Origin of the sequence: Sphingomonas immobilis (assembly GCF_030580995.1) — a bacterium.
GTDB classification, from domain to species: Bacteria; Pseudomonadota; Alphaproteobacteria; order Sphingomonadales; family Sphingomonadaceae; genus Sphingomonas; species Sphingomonas immobilis.
The window spans coordinates 39,813-56,650 of sequence record NZ_JAUQSZ010000013.1 but is presented as its reverse complement, the minus strand read 5'-3'; the positions used below and the strand labels follow the sequence as shown (position 1 = coordinate 56,650).

Genomic DNA, 16,838 nt, shown 5'->3' with positions numbered 1-16,838 from the left:
GAACGTAACGCACCGGCCTGAAAGATCTCAGCGCGTCATGCCGGTTCGCTGACCCGGTAGCGCTCCGCTGGCTCGCGCCGGCTCAATCCGCCCGCCAGCGCCTGCCGCTCGGCCTGCATCGCCTCGAAATGCGCCAGATCGGCGTCGGCGAGCGGCGGGATCGTCACGGTTTCGCGCGCGTCGAAACCGGCGAGCGCCGCATCGACCAGGTCGTCCGCCTCCATCACCATCGCCGCCGGGAAGGCATCGATATCCTTGCCCGACCGCGCCCAGATCTCGGTGCGCGTCGCGCCCGGCAGCACCGCCTGCACGTAGAGCCCCTTGCCGCCATATTGCGCCGCGAGGCTCTGGCTGAGGTTGAGGATATAGGCCTTGGAGCCCGAATAGACGCCGTCGAACCCCTCCGGGTTCAGCGCCAGCACCGACGACAGGTTGATGATGGCCCCACCCAGGCCGCCCCCGGCCGCACGCGCCACAAAGGCACGCCCTGCGGCACTCGCAAGCACCGTCGGCGCAGTGACATTGAGCGCGATCAGCCGCTCGGCCTCAGTTACATCGGAGTTGATGAGATCACGCGTCATCGACACCCCCGCATTGTTGACGAGCAGGGTGACGGCGGCGTCGCCGGCCAGCCGCTCGGCCACGCGCGCGAGATCGGCGCGGTCGGTCAGATCGGCAGGAAGCACCTGGATCGCGCGCGCGGTCTCGTCGCGCAGCCTTGCCGCGAGAGCCTCCAACCGCGCGACGTCGCGCGCCACCAGAACGAGATCATAGCCGCGATGAGCGAGCCGGTCGGCATAGACCGCACCGATGCCGGTCGATGCGCCGGTAACGAGGGCGGTCTGATTGAGAGCTTCAGTCATGATCATTCTCCTTTTCGTCCGGCTACCGAGTCGGGCGACTTGCGTTTTAATAGTGACGTGACTATCATTCTGCAATGGACAACAATCTTCTTTCTTATGGCCCCTGCCCGGTCGGGCGCGGCCTCGCCCGTGCCGGCGATACGTGGAGCATGCTGATCCTGCGCAACGCGGGGCTCGGCGATACGCGCTTCGACCAGTTCCAGAAGAATTTGGGAATCGCGCCCAACATCCTGACGCGGCGCCTGGCGGCGCTCCTCGAGGCGGGGATGCTGGAGCGGCGGCGTTACAGCGAGCACCCTCCGCGCGACGAATATCTACTGACAGAGGCGGGGCGCGACTATCTGCCGGTGCTGCAGGCGCTGGGCGCATGGGCGGCGAAGCATTTCGGCGGCGGGCCGATCAGCCGCCCGGTCGAGGCGGAAACCGGCCGCGCGATCGTGCCGGTGGTGGTGGATGCCGGGACGGGCATACCGCTCACCGAGCTGCGCATCACGACGCGGTTGCCCGACGCACCCTGACCGAAGGACGTGTCAGCCTGCGCCCATCGCGGCGATCACGTCCCATTCCTCCGCACGTACGGGCGACACCGAAAGGCGGGACTGGCGCAGCATCTCCATGCTGGCGAGCTTCGGCTCGGCCTTGATCGCGGCGAGCGTTACCGGCTTCGTCATCGGGGCGACGGCCTTGACCTCGACGGAGACCCAGCGCGGCTCATCGCCGTCCTGCCGGGCGGTGCGCGTCACCTCCATCACGCCGACCACGGCCTTCTCCTTGCCGCTGTGGTAGAAGAACGCGCGGTCGCCGACGGCACACGCTTTCAGATGAAGGGCGGCGGCGGGGTTGCGGACACCGGTCCATTCGGTCGTCTTATCCGCAACCAGCTCGGCCCAGCTATAGCTCTCGGGCTCCGATTTCATCAGCCAATACGCCATGCCGTCCTCTCGCCGACCACCTAAACCTCGCGTTAACGAACCATTCCGGGGCCGTTCAGCGCGACTCGGGTAATCGCATGCAACAAGCTAGTCCACCAATGCGTTATCGATCCAACGGGGATGGGCTTAGAGATACGAGGAGGTTAGTGATGAATTCGATTCTGAAGAAAGCCGGCCTTGGCGCAGCACTCGCCGCAACCGCTCTGACCGCCGCCGTTCCGGCCGAGGCGCAGCGCTGGCACGGTGGCCGCGGCGGCTGGCATGGCGGCCGCGGCGGAAACGCTGCCGGTGCGGCCGTGCTGGGCGGCATCGTCGGCCTTGGCCTGGGTGCTGCGATCGCCAGCAACAACAATCGCGGCTATTACCGTGACGGATATTACGACCGCGGATATCGCGGATATGACGGCTATTACGATCGCGGCTATTACTACGACGATTACTATAGCCGCCCGCGTTGCCGCACCACGTTCCGCTGGGATCCTTATTACGGCGAACGTGTGCCGGTTCGGATTTGCCGCTGAGGCACGCCGACCAAGCGCAAGCTCGCCCGCAGACGGTGCGGGCCTGAGGAACGAAACGGCGCGGGCAACACCCGCGCCGTTTTCGCATCTGGCGCGCCCGCGTTTTTTCCGCCAAGACGCCCCCCATCATGACCGACACCACGCCAGACCGCCTGTCCTCCAACCCGCGCAGCCAATTTTACGACGAGGCGGCGCTGTCTCGCGGGATCGGCATTCGCTTCAAGGGTGCCCAGCGCCACGACGTCGAGGAATATTGCCGTTCCGAAGGCTGGATCCGCGTCGCGCTGGGCAAGAAGGTCGATCGCCACGGCAACCCGCTGACGCTCAAGCTGTCGGGCGAGGTCGAGGCGTGGTTCGAACGGCCGGCGGCGGGTGAGGCCGTCGAAGAGGCCTGACCTCCCCCGTCGTTAGTGGACGAACCGCGCGACCACGTCGCGGTAGCTCCGGCTGACCTTTACCTGCGCGTTCGACTGCAGCACCAGGAAGCATTCGCCGTTGGTGTGCGGCTTTACCTCCTTGACCAGGTCTAGGTTGACGATGGTGGAACGATGGACGCGCTGGAACCGGCGCGGGTCGAGCCGCTTTTCGAGATCCTTCATCGTCTCGCGCAGGATCAGCGTGTTGTCGCCGGTGTAGATGCACATATAATCGCCTGCCGCGTCGATCCGCTCGATCGTGTCGACGTCGACGCGGAAGATCTGGCCGCGATCCTTGATGTTGATGAGCTTTTCGAAGCGGCTCGACGATACCTGATCGCCGCCCTCGGTCAGATCCTCGACCGAATCGGGCGCGACCTCGGCCAGCACTTCGCGCAGGCGATCGACCTCCTCGACGCCGCGCTTCTCGCTGAGGCGCTGGCGCACGCGGTCGAGCGTGTCGGCGAGGCGCGATTCCTCGACCGGCTTCATCAGATAGTCCGTCGCCTGCGCCTCGAACGCCTTCAGCGCATGATCGGAATAGGCGGTCACGAACACGAACAGCGGCGGTTCGACCTCCATCAAACCCTGCACGACGGAGAAACCGTCGAACCCGGGCATCTGGATATCGAGGAAAACAAGGTCGGGCTTGTGCGTCTTGATCGCGCGGATGGCCTCGCGGCCGTTCGCGCATTTCTCGATGATCTCGACGTCTTCATGCGCGGCCAGGCGCAGTTCGAGCCCTTGAATAGCAAGGGGTTCGTCATCCACCAGAATCGTTCGGATCGTCATGCGGCCTCTCTCTTCGGTTCCTCTAACTGGAACGGTATCTCAATTTCGACCCCGTATCCGCCCCCCGGGATCGATCGCGTCTCGAAACGGTGGTCAGGCCCGTAAGCCTGCGCCAGCCGATCCCTAATATTGGCGAGCCCCACGCCGGTTGAAAGCCCTGGACGCATCGTCGTGGCGTTCAAGCCCGGACCGGTATCGGATACGGCGATCTGCACCCGATCCCCGGCGAGCCGCGCCGTCACGCTGATTTCGGCCCCATCCTCCTGCGGCGTCACCGCATATTTGATCGCGTTTTCCACGAGCGGCTGGAGCAGCAGCGACGGGAGGCGCGCCTGCGACACGCGCGGATCGACGTCGAAACTCGGGCGCAGGCGATCCTCGAAACGCATCTTCTCGATCTCGAGATAGAGCTTCAACGTCTCGACCTCCTGCTGGATGGTGACATGGGCCGTCGGCTCGTTGGCGAGCGTGTAGCGCAGGAAGGACGAGAGCCGGCTGAGCATCGCGTTGGCGCGCTCGGTCTGCTTGAGCAGCACGAGGGTCGAGATCGAATTGAGCGTGTTGAACAGGAAATGCGGGTTGAGCTGATAGCGCAGCATCGCGAGTTGCGCCGAGCTGGCGGTATTTTCCAGCGCCGCCATCCGGTCCATCTGATCCTCGACGATCAGGTAGAAATTGATGCCGAAATAGAGCGCCGACCAGCCCGCCAGCACGGTGAAGTTGAGGAACACCGTGCCGAGCACGAGCGTGAGGTTGATGCCCGGATCGGTCAGTTTCAGGAACGAGAAGGAGAAGGCGTCGAGCACCGAATAAAGCAATGTCGCCGCCGCCAGCGTCAGGATCGTCAGGATCACGCCCCACAATCGCGAGAGGCGGCGGTAATATTGGTAGAGCGTCGAGAGCAGGAGCGTAATGCAATAGCCGACGATCGATTCGATGATGACGGGCACCACCGCCGAAAATTCGAGCCCGTTCGAAAAGGTCGAAACGCTGCGCAGGATCAGGTAGCCGGTCCACCCCGCCGCCTGCAGCCGCCAGAAAGCGCGGCCCTTGTCCTCGAAAAACGGCCGCGAGAAGATCGCGGGGAGGGAGAACAGCGCCATGCGGGCACCCTAACGCGGGTTTGGTGGCAGGGCAAAGCAAGGCGCGCCGACCATGAAAGTGATACCTCGCTTGACAGATTGACACCTGAATCGAAAATGTAAGGCGCGATCGTTTCCAAAATTGCACCAATCCACGGCGATCGGCCGACCATGGAACCCTGACACGTGTGTGCCGTGTAGGACAGCCGCAACGGCTTGGTTGGCAGCATGCGGTACGCTACATCTGCGTCACTCGCCACGGATTGCAAAATCCAGTGTGTTATATATATGACACAGCTAGAGACGAAGGACGATCGATGGCCGACACCGAAACCGCAACCGAAGCCCCGCTGGTGCTGACCCCGCCCGATCCCGTGCCGGTCGTCGCCACGGAGAAGGCGTCCGGGCTCGTGCCCGTCGATGACAAGACCCGCACGCAATTGCAGGTGAAGGTCGAGGGTTTCGTCGACGATCTGATCGCGCAGGACGTCAACAGCCCGGAATTCGGCAAGCGCGTCGATGCGATCGCGGCGATGGGGCAGAAGGAGATCCGCGAGGCGGCGGGCCATTCCAACCGCTTTCTCGACCGGCCGGTCAAGGCGATGGACGGCGAGACCGGCATCGGTGCCGACCTCACCGAACTGCGCCGCACCGTCGAGAAGCTCGATCCCGGCGCCAACAGCTCGCTGCTCGGCGGTGGCGGCGGTTTCCTGAGCAAGGTGTTCGGCGGCGGCGTCACCAGCTATTTCGACAAATACCGCTCCTCGCAGACGCACATCAACGCGATCCTCAAGACGCTCGCGCGCGGCAAGGACGAGTTGCTGATGGACAATGCCGCGATCGACACCGAACGCGCCAATCTGTGGAGCGCGATGGGACGGCTGGAGCAGATGATCGTGCTGTCCAAGGAGATGGACAAGGCGCTGGAAGACAAGGCCAACGACCTGGACCACAGCGACCCCGCCAAAGCCAAGGCGGTGCGCGAAACCGCGCTGTTCTACGTCCGCCAGCGCACGCAGGATCTGCTGACGCAGATGGCGGTGACGGTGCAGGGCTATCTCGCGCTCGATCTCGTCAAGAAGAACAATGTCGAGCTGGTAAAGGGCGTCGACCGCGCCTCCACCACCACCGTCTCGGCGCTGCGCACGGCGGTGACGGTGGCGCAGGCGCTGACCAATCAGAAGCTGGTGCTGGAACAGATCACCGCGCTCAACACGACGACCGCGAACATCATCGATTCGACCGGCAAGCTGCTCAAGTCGAACACCGCGCAGATCCACGAGCAGGCCGCGAATGCCACCATCCCGGTCGAGGTGCTGCAGCGCGCGTTCCAGAACATCTACGACACGATGGACGCGATCGACAGCTTCAAGCTGAAGGCGCTCGATTCGATGAAGTCGACCGTCAACACGCTGTCGAGCGAGGTCGAGAAGTCGAAGGGCTATATCGCGCGGGCCGAGGGCGCGACGCAGAACGCGCTCGCCGGACCGAACGATACCTTCAAGCTGGAAGCGGTGTAGGATGAGCGACGTCGATCGCCAGATCGCGGCGGCGACCGAGTTCCTCGACCGCACGCGGGACCGCGCCGTCGCGCGGCGGCGGCGCGGGGCGACGAGCATCGCCAAGCGCGCCGCGCTGATCGCCGGGGCGGACCTCGCCATTATCGTAGCGACCATCATCGTCGGCTGGATCATGCCGATCGGCATGGGCGGCGCGCTGCTGGTCGGCGCGCTGCTGGTGGCGGTGACGCTGCTGCTGGCGTTCGTGCGGCTCGATACGCCGGTCGCGCCCGAGAAGCTGGCGGCGGTGCCGCTCAAGGCCTTGCCGTCCAAGACCGAGGCCTGGCTGGAGACGCAGCGCCCCGCCCTCCCCGCGCCTGCGCAGAGCCTGATCGACGGCATCGGCCTGCGGCTGGAGACGCTGCAGCCGCAACTGGCGACGCTCGACGAGCAGCAGCCGGCGGCGTTCGAGGTGCGCAAGCTGCTGGGCGAGCAATTGCCCGAATTGTTGCGCGGCTATGCCCGCGTGCCCGAGCCGCTGCGCAAGGTGGAGCGCAACGGCAAGTCGCCCGACGCGCAGCTTGCCGAGAGCCTGAAGCTGATCGACGCCGAGATCGGCGAGATGACGCAGCAACTTGCGCAGGGCGACCTCGACGCGCTGGCGACGCGCGGGCGGTTTCTGGAGATCAAGTACCGGGACGACGGGGTGGCGTAAGCGCCAAACCGGGCGTAACCCCGGCCTCGTGCCGGGGTCCAACGTGCCGCAAACGTTTCGCTCAAATTTACTGCCGCAACGTTCGCGGAGCCTTGGACCCCGGAACACGTCCGGGGTGACGAAAAGAGGCAGTCCGTCTCGCGCGTTACGGCCGTGCCGGCTCCGCGCCGGGGGGCACCGCGCCCGGCGGGAGGGCGCCCGGCGGCAGCGCACCGCCCTGCTGGAGCATCTGCTGCTGCATCTGCGCCTGGCGCAGCCACGCCTCGGACTTGAAATCGATCAGGTCGACGGTGAAGACCAGCACCGACTTGGCCGGAATCGCGCCGTTCGCCTTGTCGCCATAGGCAAGCTCGGGTTTGAGCCAGAACTGGTACTTGGAGCCGCGCGTCATCAGCTTCAGCGCCTCGCCGAAGCCCGGCACGACGCCCCGGATCGGCATCGGCGTGGGCTGCTGCGACTTGTCGAAAACGGTGCCGTCGAGCAGCTTGCCTTCGTAGTTGACGAGCGCGACGTCGGTGTCAGTCGGCTTGGTGCCGCCGTCGCCGGGCGACAATTCCTTGTACTGCAGGCCCGACGCGGTCGTGACGACGCCGGGTGCGCGCGCGTTGCGGACCAGGAAATCCTCGGGCGCCTGCATCGCCAGCGCGGTCGCGCCGACCAGCGCCAGCACGATCGCGACCCAGAGATAGGCCAGCACGCTGCGGCGGATCGGCTTCATGGGAACAGCGGTAATCGACGACATGAAAGCTGGCCCCCGAGGCACGTCGGCGCGGGCACCCCGCGCGCGACTATATCAGAAACGATGACGGGCCGGATGGCCCGCACGGCACCCTATCACCGGGCGCCGTCACGCTCCAGACGCTTGCGCTCGAGCTTGCGCGCGCGGCGGACGGCGGCGGCGCGCTCACGCGCACGCTTCTCGCTGGGCTTCTCGTAGTGACGGCGAAGCTTCATCTCGCGATAGACGCCCTCGCGCTGCAGCTTCTTCTTCAGGGCGCGCAGCGCCTGGTCGACATTGTTGTCGCGAACGATGATTTGCATAAACCGCTTAGGCTCCGGATCAATAGAAGTCGGTCGTCGCGGACAAGGCCCGCGCCGCAAGGTTTGGGGCCCTACACGCCGATTCTCGATTTTTCAAGGATAAAGGGGCGGATCAGGTCGCAAACAGGTTGGCGTCATCGGCGAAGGCCTTGAACTCGAGCGCGTTGCCGCTCGGGTCGCGGAAGAACATCGTCGCCTGCTCGCCCGGCTGACCGACAAAGCGGATGTGCGGCTCGATCCCGAATGTCGTCCCCGCCGCGCGCAGCCGCTCGGCCAGTGCCTCCCAGTCGGGCATCGTCAGCACCACGCCGAAATGCGGGACGGGCACGTCGTGGCCGTCGACCGCATTCTCGACCGCGACCGGCCTTGCGGCGGGATCGAGGTGCGCGACGATCTGGTGCCCGAACAGATCGAAATCGATCCAGCTTTGCGAGCTCCGCCCCTCCGCGCAGCCCAAAGTGCCGCCGTAGAAAGCGCGCGCGGCGGCGAGATCGTGGACCGGGAAGGCGAGGTGGAAGGGGCGCATTGTCGCCCTATAGCGCAAACCTGTTCCCCGGCGAAGGCCGGGGTCCGGGTGCGATGTCGGTAGTAACGAAGCGCGGTCCTCTGTTACGGGCGTCGCCCAACTGGACCCCGGCCTTCGCCGGGGAACGATGAGGGCGAGTAGTGATACACAAAATCGTCGCGAGTGCCTTGCGCCGCCCCGCCCTCCTCTCCCTCGTCCTCGGTGCGCTGGCGGTGCTGGGGTTTGCGCCGTGGGGCTGGTGGCCGGTCACGCTTGCGTGTTTCGCGGTGTGGATGTGGCTGACCCATGCCGCGCCGACGATGCGGCGCGCGCTGTGGCTCGGGTGGCTGTTCGGGGTCGGGCATTTCGTGTTCGGCAATATCTGGCTGGCGCAGGCGTTCGCCTATCAGGATGCGATGCCGCACTGGCTCGGCCTGCTCGCGCCGGTGCTGCCGGCTTTCTATCTGGCGATCTATCCGATGATGGCGGCGGGCGTGGCGTGGCGCTTCCGGCGGGAGCGGGTGGAAGGCGGCTATGTGCTGGTGTTCGCGGCCGTCTGGATCGCGACCGAATATCTGCGCGCGACGGTGATGACGGGCTATCCGTGGAACCCGTTGGCGGAGATCTGGCTGCCGACGCCATTCGCCCAACTCGCGGCAGTCGTAGGCACTTATGCGCTGTCCGGCTTGGCGATCCTCGCGTCGGGCATTTTGCTTGGCGCAGCCGGACAACGCGGAACTGTTCTAGCCGCGCTGGTGGTCGTGGCACTTAGCTGGACCTATTCTTATCTCACGTACCCGATGTTTCATATCGGCGGCATACCCAATGCCCCCCGCGTCATGGTCGTCCAGCCCGATCTCGATCAGGAACAGCGCCCGCGCAACGATTATGCCGAGACCAACCTCCGCGCGCTCGCGAAGCTCTCCGGCCGCCCCGGCCCCGCGCCGCGCCTGATCGTCTGGCCGGAAGGCGCGCTGCGTTACTTCGTGGAAGAGGGCTATCCCGCGCAATATTACGGCCCCAATGTGCCGTACCTCACCCGTGCCCGCATCGCCTCCCTCCTCGGGCCCGACGATATCGTCCTCACCGGCGGCAACGCGCTCAAATTCGACCCGGACGGCAATCTCAAGGCCGTCACCAACTCGATCTTCGCGCTCGATGCCCGCGCGCGCGTGCTCGGCCGCTACGACAAGGGGCATCTCGTGCCGTTCGGCGAGTATCTCCCCGCCCGCCCTTTCCTCTCGCTGTTCGGGCTGCAGCGCCTCGTCCCCGGCGACTATGATTTCGCGCCCGGCCCCGGCCCCGCCAGCCTCGCGCTGCCGAAGTTCGGGCGCGTGGGCTTCCAGATCTGCTACGAGATCATCTTCTCCGGCAGCATCGTCGACCGCCGCCAGCGCCCGGCCTTCCTGTTCAACCCCTCGAACGACAGCTGGTACAGCGAGAGCGGCCCCGCGCAGAACCTCGCGCAGGCCCGGCTGCGTGCCATCGAGGAAGGGCTGCCGGTGATCCGCGCGACGCCGACCGGCATCTCCGCCGTAATCGACGCGCAGGGCCGCGTGCTGAAGTCCATCCCGTGGAACACCGCTGGCGCGATCGAGCTGCCGATCCCGCCTGCCGCCGTCCCGACGCTGTTCTCGCAACTCGGCAACGCGATGGCGGCGATCGTCGCGGGCGCGCTGCTGCTGTTGGCCGTTGCCATACGGTTCGCCCGCCGCTAGTGCGCGCAATATAAGGAAAGCTTTATATGGGCATGGAAACGGCCCGAAGCCTTCCCCTCACAAGAAGGATTTTCCATGCGTTCCAGCTACCTCTTCACCTCCGAATCGGTTTCCGAAGGCCATCCCGACAAGGTCGCCGACCAGATTTCCGACGCGATCGTCGATCTGTTCCTGTCGAAAGACCCGGAGGCGCGCATCGCCTGCGAAACGCTGACCACGACGCAGCTCGTCGTCCTCGCCGGTGAAATCCGCGGCAAGGGCATCATGGACGAAGCCGGCAACTGGGCGCCGGGCGTGAAGGATGAGGTCGAGAAGGCGGTCCGCGACACCGTCAAGCGCATCGGCTACGAGCAGGACGGCTTCCACTGGGAGAGCTTCCGCTTCGAGAACAACCTGCATCCGCAGTCCGCGCACATCGCACAGGGCGTCGACGCCTCGGGCAACAAGGACGAGGGCGCGGGCGACCAGGGCATCATGTTCGGCTATGCCGCCAACGACACGCCGGACCTGATGCCGGCGACGCTCTATTACAGCCACAAGATCCTCGAGCAAATGGCGGCCGACCGCCATTCGGGCAAGGCGCCGTTCCTGGAGCCCGATGCCAAGAGCCAGGTCACGCTGCGCTACGAGGGCAGCAAGCCCGTCGCCGCCACCGCGATCGTCGTCTCGACCCAGCACGGCAAGGGCTATGACGAGGGCGAGAAGGAAGCCGAGCTTCATGCATACGTGAAGTCGGTCGTCGCCGACGTGATCCCGGCGGCGCTGCTCAGCGACGAGACCGTCTATCACATCAACCCGACCGGCAGCTTCGAGATCGGCGGGCCGGACGGCGACGCGGGCGTGACCGGGCGGAAAATCATCGTCGACACCTACGGCGGCGCATCGCCCCACGGCGGCGGCGCGTTCAGCGGCAAGGATCCGACGAAGGTCGATCGTTCGGCGGCGTACATCACGCGCTACCTCGCCAAGAACATCGTGGCGGCGGGCCTTGCCCAGCGCGTGACGATCCAGCTCGCCTACGCCATCGGCGTGTCGAAGCCGCTGTCGCTCTATGTCGACACGCACGGCACCGGCACCGTCGGCGACGACGTGATCGAGGCGGCGATCGGCAAGATCGAGAAGCTCGGCGGCCTCACCCCGCGCGGCATCCGCACGCATCTCGGCCTCAACAAGCCGATCTACCAGAAGACCGCGGCCTACGGCCATTTCGGCCGCAAGGCGGAAGGCGACTTCTTCCCGTGGGAGCGCACCGATCTGGTCGACGACCTGAAGGCGGCGGTGGCGTAACGCCGATTGCCTTCGCGGTGATTTGAATTAGCCTCCGAAGGACAACTTCGGGGGCTTTTTCATGCGCTGGCCATTGTTTTTGCTGTTCGCGATAATGATCGCACCACCGGCTTCCGCACGCGATCTCGGCGTGCCAGCAGACAAAGGCTGGCAACACGCCGCGACAGGCCTCATTCTGATGCCGGTTATTGATGGGTTGAAACGCACTGCCTTAATCGACTCAGGCGATGCGGAACTCGACGTGGCCGCGCAATATGGTCCGGACGAAGAGGTCACTATCTACCTTTTCCATCCAGGACTTCCCGACACCGCTCTCTGGTTCGACCGGGTCGAGACGGTGATACGCGAACGACCGGTCTACGGCGGCGTTTCCCCGCTCACGCCCGAGCCGATCGCGTTCAAGCGGCCCGGCAGTGCTGTCATGGATTCGCTGAAGCGCGCTTATGCTGCGCAGCACGGCCCGCTGATCTCGACTGCCGCCGCCATGATGCCGCTCGGCGAATGGCTGGTAGCCATCCGCGTCAGTTCGAAGACCGAAGATCCAGCCACCCTATCTGCACGCCTCGATCGAATCATCGCCGGCATACGGTTTCCGGCGACGGCCCCCGCCAATTGGCCCGTCGCCCAGATGCGGGACTGCGCGACTCATCTCACCTTCGCGCGCGCCAAGATCGTCAAACCCGACGGCTCGCAAGTTTTGCTGGGGGCACTGGCAGGAATGGTCGCGAAAGATGTCGCAAAGGATACGCAAGAAACGCCCAAGGCTCCCGAACCATTCTGTCGCGACCGGCCGGGTTCGACCAGTTTCGGCGTCTATCGTCATGATAATACGACGCCGGAATATTGGGTGGCGCTCAACGACGCTGGCCAAGCCGCCTTTGTTTCAGGCGGCTTCTCAGCGTTGCTGGGCAAAGGCGGCTTCCAAGTGACTTTGCTCACGTTCTCCGGCACCGACGTCTATCCCAATTTCAACAAGCTGCCCGAACCCGAGCAGGTGATAGCGATGGTGGGAGGCGCTCCGCTGTCGCGAACGCGGGGCCAGAACGTAACATTCGGGCCCAAGGCGCTAAAATAGGAATCGAGCGGGCCTGGTGACGCATCCGCATCGCTCGGTTATGCGGCGCGCATGAACGACCCCATCACCATCCGCCGCCTCTATGGCCGCCGTCAGGGGCACAAGCTCCGTCAGGGGCAGGCCGAGCTGGTCGAGGAGCTGCTGCCGCGCGTCTCCGTGCCAGAAGCCGGCCCGCTCGACGCCGCCACGCTCTTCGGTTCCGACCACCCGCTGGAAGTCGAGATCGGCTTCGGCGCGGGCGAGCATCTTGCCGGGCAGGCCGCCGCCCGCCCCGATCACGGCTTCATCGGGTGCGAGCCGTTCCTCAACGGCGTGGTCGGCGCGCTCAACCATATCCGCGACGGGAACCTCGCCAACGTGCGCCTGCACATGGGCGATGCACTCGACGTGCTGGAGCGGCTGCCCGATGCGTCGCTGTCGCGCGTCTATCTGCTGCATCCCGATCCCTGGCCCAAGGCGCGGCATGCCAAGCGGCGGATGGTCAACCACGGCCCGCTCGATCTGATCGCGGCGAAGCTCAAGCCGGGCAGCGAGTTCCGCCTCGGCACCGATGATCCGACCTATTGCCGCTGGGCGATGATGGTGATGAACCAGCGCACCGATTTCCGCTGGCTGGCGGAGAGTGCAGCGGATTTCCTGACGCGCCCCGCCGACTGGCCCGAAACCCGCTACGAACGCAAGGCGCGGCGGCAGGGGCATGAGGTATGGTATCTGAAATATCAGCGAGTGGACGCTCGGACGTGGCAATTGCCATAATAGATTAGTTGTTTCTATAGAGGTGTGCATATCGTGCGGCGACCCATCTCGATGCGGTCGCGAGGGACTCATGGTGAGGCCGACCGCGCTGACAAAGGACTGTTCTGGTGGAAACCGTCGACCGGCGCAGGACGCAGCTGCAACAGCCGTGCCGCCGAAACCGTTGTCTCGGCGTCGATCTGTCGGGCTGCGGTCGGCGCTGATGTACGGTATCAATTTCGGCGCGGTGGAGAGGGATGGCGAGATCGGCCATAGCCGAGAACCGTCCGATCCATCCCATTTCCCCAACACCGGTCATGCCAGGATAGTGCGCCCACATGATCCTATGATGCACGGCGGCGGCACGAGATGACGACCGGACCGCTGCGCGGCCTGAAGATCCTCGAAATTGCCGGCCTCGGCCCCGGACCCTATGCAGCAATGCTCCTTTCCGATTGCGGCGCCGACATATTGCGGGTCGATCGCCCCGGTGCCGGCCCCTCGCCTCATCCCGTATTGGAGCGCGGGCGCCGCTCCGTCGTGATCGATCTCAAGAGCCAGGCGGGCGTCAACGCCGTAATAGGCCTTTCCGCTCGGGCCGACGCGCTGATCGAAGGGTTTCGACCCGGTGTCATGGAGCGGCTCGGGCTCGGGCCGGAAATTCTGCTCGAACGCAACCCCCGGCTTGTCTACGCGCGGATCACCGGCTGGGGCCAGACAGGATCCAGCGCGCACATCGCGGGTCACGATCCGAATTACATTGCGATGACCGGCGCCGTGCATGCGATGGGACCGCCGGATTCGCCGGTGCTCCCGCTCAACATCGTTGGCGACTACGGCGGCGGTGGGATGTTCCTCGCTTTCGGCCTGATGAGCGCGCTGTGGCATGCCAGGGCAACGGGCGAGGGTCAGGTGATCGACGTCGCGATCGTGGATGGCGTGCTTTCGATGATGACGGCGCTTTATGGCAGCCTTGCCGCTGGCGCGTTCAGCGGCGAGCGAACCGGCGCCGGGGCCTATGCCGCCGGACCATTTAACGGCGTCTACATGTGCGCAGACGGCAAAGCGATTACGCTGTGCGCGTTCGAACCGCCCTTCTACCGGGCGCTGCTGGAAGCGCTCGGGATGGCGGACGATCCCGATCTGAAGCAGCAATTCGATCGGGCGCGCTGGCCGGCTGGCAAGGCGAAGCTCAAGGCGCAGTTTGCGCGCGAGCCACAAAGCTACTGGATCGCGCTGCTGGGCGACATCGATGCCTGTTTCGCGCCCGTGATCAGTATGCGCGAAGCGCTGGACCACCCTTATCACGTCGAGCGCGCAAACTTCGTGGAGGTCGCGGGAACGACAGTACCGGCGCCAGCACCACGCTTCTCGAAAACGCCGGCGGGAGCGCAGGGGCCACCCGTCGAGCCTGGGCAGGGCGGGGCGGCGGCACTGCGTGACTGGGGACTGGCCGACGAGGAGATCGGTGCCCTCGTTGAGAGTCGCGCGATCTCCATCGAACCCTGGAAATGAAGGCGAAGGAGCGACAGATCATGTCAGGTGGGCGCGGGTGTCATACACAATTCGGCGGCCGGCCAATATGGACTAACCGCGATCGATCATTTCACGCTCAATAAAAAAAGGCGAATCCGACGCGCGGTCTGTTATTTTCGTCCTCCCGCGATCCGTGCCGTCGACAAAGCGATAGCGGCAGCCGCGCACTGAGACGCGCGGCGCCGGCCGTGCGCCTCACAGCGCCAGGACATAGCCGCCGTTGACGGGATAGTTCTGGCCGGTGATCCACTCGCTTTCCTGCGAAGCGAGCAAGAGTGCCACCGGCGCCACGTCGCTCGGCCGTCCCTGCCGGCGGACTATGTACCGGCTTAGCATCTGCTTTAGCAGCGCCGCGCCTTCCGGAGTCGGCTCCAGACCGGGCCGCCAGATGTTGCTGAGCGAAATGGTGTTGGCGGTGACACCATAACGCCCGAGCGACCGTGCGAGCGCTCGGGAGAAGCCTGCGGCGCCGGCCTTCCCCGCCGAATACGCTTCGTGCCCCTGCTCGCCGGCCCGCCCGGCATCCGAGACGATGGTAATGATGCGGCCATATCCACGCGCGACCATGCCGCCAGCGCAGGCCCGGGCACAGTTCATCACGCCGAACAGGTTGACCCGCAGATAGCGATCCCAGTCGTCGGGATCGGTCTCCCAGAAATCGACACGCGGCATCGCTCCGTCCGGCCCCGCATTGCCGGCATTGTTGACCAATATGTCGATCGGCCCGAGCGCCCGGTTGCCGGTCGCGACTATCGTGTCGACGCTGTCCGAATCGCCGACGTCGCCCTGCACAGCCACCGCAACCCCGCTTTCGCCGACGATCTCCGCGACGACTGCCTCCGCGCGATCGAGAACATAGTCGTTGACCACGACCTTGGCGCCATGCGCGGCGAGCGTCCGAGCGATCTCGGCACCCACGCCCTGCCCGGCACCAGTGACGAGCGCGACACGGCCGGTGAGATCGAAGGTCATGCGGGTCATCGGCTCCGTCTCCACTTCTGGTAACGATATTTCCGCCCGCGGCGCGGCGATTTCATCTGCCAACGTCTGCAGTCGCCGCACTAATACCCATTGAGCCGGGCGTAGCGATCACGGTGGAAGGCGCTCGTCCCTCCCGCTCCCTCAAGCATCTTCGCGCGCTTGAGGTACAGACCGACATCATGCTCGTCGGTCATGCCGATCCCGCCATGCATCTGGACTGCCTCGCGCGTGACGAGATTGAGCATGTCGCCGGCCTGTGCCTTGGCAAGCGACACGAGGCTCCTGCTATCGTCCGCACGAGCATCCAGCGCGGCCAGTGCAGCCGCCACGCACGATCTCACCAGCTCTATCCGCGTGAACAGCGTCGCGGCGCGGTGCTGAAGGGCCTGGAAGCTGCCGATCGTCCGCCCGAACTGGACGCGGACCCGCAAATAGTCGAGCGTCATGGCGAAAACCGCGTCCGCCAACCCCAACATCTCCGCTGCGGCGAGTGCTCGGACACCATCCAGCACCGTATCGAGATCCGCGTCAGACAGACGTGCGTCGGCGGGCAGCGTCACATCGAGGGAGACGCTCGCATGGCCGCGCGAGTCCATCATGGAGCGCGGCTCGCGCGCCAGTCCCTGGGTATCCGCAGGAACGAGGAACAACCCCGTATCCGCTGCGACCACGAACAGCGTCGCCGCGCTACCTTCGGCAACGAATGGCTTGACGCCGGAAAGGCGCCAGCCGCTGGCGACGCGCTCCGCCTTCGTGCGCAGGCGCGCCGGATCGTGGTGACCGCCTTCGTCGCAGGCGATCGAGGCAATCGCCGTACCTTCGGCGATCGATGGCAGCCAGAGGCGGCGCTGCGCCTCGTCCCCGCCGTGCAGGATCGCCGCCGACGCCGCGATCGTCGCGGCCAGTGGCGAGGCAACCAAGGCGCGGCCAAGTCCGGCGACGATCAAACCTGCGGCCGCCAATCCCAGCCCCGCGCCGCCCTGATCCTCGGATATCGCAATCCCGGCCCAACCCATTGCGGCGATCGATCGCCACGCCGCGGGATCGAACCCCAACGGGTCCGCCGCATCGCGCACCCGCCGAAAAGCGGTGACCGGCGACTCACGCGCGACCCAGGCACCCACGCTGTCCGCCAGCATC

Annotated in this window: 19 protein-coding genes; 10 read left to right on the top strand and 9 right to left on the bottom strand. The window is 65.5% G+C overall.

What is annotated here, in order from left to right; genetic code table 11:
• Window positions 1–35: 35 nt before the first annotated feature.
• A complete protein-coding gene (locus tag Q5H94_RS17185) occupies window positions 36–863 on the bottom strand; it encodes an SDR family NAD(P)-dependent oxidoreductase (protein WP_304562529.1) in 828 nt (275 codons plus the stop codon).
• Between the two features lie 74 nt (window positions 864–937).
• Here Q5H94_RS17185 and Q5H94_RS17180 point away from each other — a divergent pair, with 74 nt between their 5' ends.
• The gene (locus Q5H94_RS17180; RefSeq protein ID WP_304562528.1) at window positions 938–1,381 is read left to right on the top strand and encodes a winged helix-turn-helix transcriptional regulator; all 444 of its coding nucleotides are present in this window, start codon (window positions 938–940) and stop codon (window positions 1,379–1,381) included.
• Between the two features lie 12 nt (window positions 1,382–1,393).
• Here the strand turns inward: Q5H94_RS17180 and Q5H94_RS17175 are convergent, their stop codons facing one another.
• On the bottom strand, window positions 1,394–1,795 hold the full coding sequence (locus Q5H94_RS17175; RefSeq protein WP_304562527.1) for an EVE domain-containing protein: 402 nt from the start codon (window positions 1,793–1,795) through the stop codon (window positions 1,394–1,396).
• A gap of 149 nt (window positions 1,796–1,944) precedes the next feature.
• Here Q5H94_RS17175 and Q5H94_RS17170 point away from each other — a divergent pair, with 149 nt between their 5' ends.
• Window positions 1,945–2,316 carry a hypothetical protein gene (locus Q5H94_RS17170; RefSeq protein ID WP_304562526.1) on the top strand — a complete coding sequence of 124 codons (372 nt, stop codon included), beginning with the start codon at window positions 1,945–1,947 and terminating at the stop codon, window positions 2,314–2,316.
• A 128-nt stretch (window positions 2,317–2,444) separates the two neighbouring features.
• Window positions 2,445–2,711, top strand: a complete 267-nt coding sequence (locus tag Q5H94_RS17165; protein ID WP_304562525.1) for a DUF3297 family protein — start codon at window positions 2,445–2,447, stop codon at window positions 2,709–2,711.
• A 12-nt stretch (window positions 2,712–2,723) separates the two neighbouring features.
• Here Q5H94_RS17165 and Q5H94_RS17160 read toward each other — a convergent pair whose 3' ends face one another.
• Together Q5H94_RS17160 and Q5H94_RS17155 are read right to left on the bottom strand one after the other, a co-directional pair.
• Window positions 2,724–3,524 (bottom strand): LytR/AlgR family response regulator transcription factor, encoded by an 801-nt coding sequence (locus tag Q5H94_RS17160; protein ID WP_304562524.1) that lies wholly within the window; start codon window positions 3,522–3,524, stop codon window positions 2,724–2,726.
• On the bottom strand, window positions 3,521–4,627 hold the full coding sequence (locus tag Q5H94_RS17155; protein WP_304562523.1) for a sensor histidine kinase: 1,107 nt from the start codon (window positions 4,625–4,627) through the stop codon (window positions 3,521–3,523). Before Q5H94_RS17155 ends, Q5H94_RS17160 begins: the two co-directional genes overlap by 4 nt.
• A 296-nt stretch (window positions 4,628–4,923) precedes the next feature.
• Between Q5H94_RS17155 and Q5H94_RS17150 the strand changes: the two genes are divergently transcribed.
• Both Q5H94_RS17150 and Q5H94_RS17145 read left to right on the top strand, forming a co-directional pair.
• Window positions 4,924–6,126, top strand: coding sequence for a toxic anion resistance protein (locus tag Q5H94_RS17150; protein WP_304562522.1), 1,203 nt, complete (start codon window positions 4,924–4,926; stop codon window positions 6,124–6,126).
• Between the two features lies 1 nt (window position 6,127).
• Window positions 6,128–6,820, top strand: coding sequence for a hypothetical protein (locus Q5H94_RS17145; RefSeq protein ID WP_304562521.1), 693 nt, complete (start codon window positions 6,128–6,130; stop codon window positions 6,818–6,820).
• Window positions 6,821–6,965: 145 nt separating this feature from the next.
• Here the strand turns inward: Q5H94_RS17145 and Q5H94_RS17140 are convergent, their stop codons facing one another.
• The 3 genes from Q5H94_RS17140 to Q5H94_RS17130 form a co-directional block, all read right to left on the bottom strand.
• A complete protein-coding gene (locus Q5H94_RS17140; protein WP_304562520.1) occupies window positions 6,966–7,562 on the bottom strand; it encodes an FKBP-type peptidyl-prolyl cis-trans isomerase in 597 nt (198 codons plus the stop codon).
• A 92-nt stretch (window positions 7,563–7,654) separates the two neighbouring features.
• Window positions 7,655–7,861, bottom strand: coding sequence for a 30S ribosomal protein S21 (gene rpsU / locus Q5H94_RS17135; protein WP_034160206.1), 207 nt, complete (start codon window positions 7,859–7,861; stop codon window positions 7,655–7,657).
• Window positions 7,862–7,973: 112 nt separating this feature from the next.
• Window positions 7,974–8,387 (bottom strand): VOC family protein, encoded by a 414-nt coding sequence (locus Q5H94_RS17130; protein WP_304562519.1) that lies wholly within the window; start codon window positions 8,385–8,387, stop codon window positions 7,974–7,976.
• 140 nt (window positions 8,388–8,527) lie between these two features.
• Here Q5H94_RS17130 and lnt point away from each other — a divergent pair, with 140 nt between their 5' ends.
• The 5 genes from lnt to Q5H94_RS17105 all read left to right on the top strand — a co-directional run bounded on the left by lnt (window position 8,528) and on the right by Q5H94_RS17105 (window position 14,696).
• On the top strand, window positions 8,528–10,084 hold the full coding sequence (gene lnt / locus Q5H94_RS17125) for an apolipoprotein N-acyltransferase (protein ID WP_304562518.1): 1,557 nt from the start codon (window positions 8,528–8,530) through the stop codon (window positions 10,082–10,084).
• Between the two features lie 75 nt (window positions 10,085–10,159).
• The gene (gene metK, locus Q5H94_RS17120) at window positions 10,160–11,371 is read left to right on the top strand and encodes a methionine adenosyltransferase (RefSeq protein WP_304562517.1); all 1,212 of its coding nucleotides are present in this window, start codon (window positions 10,160–10,162) and stop codon (window positions 11,369–11,371) included.
• A gap of 61 nt (window positions 11,372–11,432) precedes the next feature.
• Window positions 11,433–12,446 carry a hypothetical protein gene (locus Q5H94_RS17115; RefSeq protein ID WP_304562516.1) on the top strand — a complete coding sequence of 338 codons (1,014 nt, stop codon included), beginning with the start codon at window positions 11,433–11,435 and terminating at the stop codon, window positions 12,444–12,446.
• Between the two features lie 51 nt (window positions 12,447–12,497).
• Entirely contained in the window at window positions 12,498–13,202 is a 705-nt protein-coding gene (gene trmB, locus Q5H94_RS17110; RefSeq protein WP_304562515.1) for a tRNA (guanosine(46)-N7)-methyltransferase TrmB, read from the top strand.
• A gap of 348 nt (window positions 13,203–13,550) precedes the next feature.
• Window positions 13,551–14,696, top strand: coding sequence for a CaiB/BaiF CoA transferase family protein (locus Q5H94_RS17105; protein ID WP_304562514.1), 1,146 nt, complete (start codon window positions 13,551–13,553; stop codon window positions 14,694–14,696).
• A 216-nt stretch (window positions 14,697–14,912) separates the two neighbouring features.
• On the opposite strand, the gene Q5H94_RS17100 is transcribed toward Q5H94_RS17105, so the two are convergent.
• Together Q5H94_RS17100 and Q5H94_RS17095 are read right to left on the bottom strand one after the other, a co-directional pair.
• The gene (locus Q5H94_RS17100; RefSeq protein ID WP_304562513.1) at window positions 14,913–15,698 is read right to left on the bottom strand and encodes an SDR family NAD(P)-dependent oxidoreductase; all 786 of its coding nucleotides are present in this window, start codon (window positions 15,696–15,698) and stop codon (window positions 14,913–14,915) included.
• An 80-nt stretch (window positions 15,699–15,778) separates the two neighbouring features.
• The gene (locus Q5H94_RS17095) at window positions 15,779–16,837 is read right to left on the bottom strand and encodes an acyl-CoA dehydrogenase family protein (protein WP_304562512.1); all 1,059 of its coding nucleotides are present in this window, start codon (window positions 16,835–16,837) and stop codon (window positions 15,779–15,781) included.
• Window position 16,838 lies beyond the last annotated feature (1 nt).